This is a genomic window from Stenotrophomonas sp. SrG (genome assembly GCF_050031795.1).
Classification (GTDB): domain Bacteria; phylum Pseudomonadota; class Gammaproteobacteria; order Xanthomonadales; family Xanthomonadaceae; genus Stenotrophomonas; species Stenotrophomonas rhizophila_A.
Genome location: NZ_JBNBBE010001063.1, coordinates 1 through 240, shown reverse-complemented (window position 1 = coordinate 240; position 240 = coordinate 1). Strand labels below are relative to the sequence as shown.

Below are 240 nucleotides of genomic sequence, written 5' to 3'. Positions count from 1 at the left end.
TGGCGCACCCTGCGCGAGCTCACCGCCGGCGGCGGCGGCGAGCGCGACTGGCTGGCACTGCCCGAGACCGAGGCGCGCTACCTGCGCGTCGGCCTGCAGCACGGCAGCAGCTGGCGGTACGGCCTCCGCGATATCGCGATCAAGCCACTGGCTGTCGCTGCTACGCCGAACGAATTCGGTGAATCGGGCGGCGCCGGCCGGCCCCGGGGGGGCGTGGCGCGCGGCGTGCGCGGGGACCAG

1 protein-coding gene is annotated in these 240 nt (G+C 76.2%); it reads left to right on the top strand.

Annotated features, from left to right (window positions below; genetic code table 11):
• A partial coding sequence (locus ACQG3P_RS22730; RefSeq protein ID WP_426806314.1) for a hypothetical protein occupies positions 1 to 240 on the top strand: 240 nt, incomplete at both ends.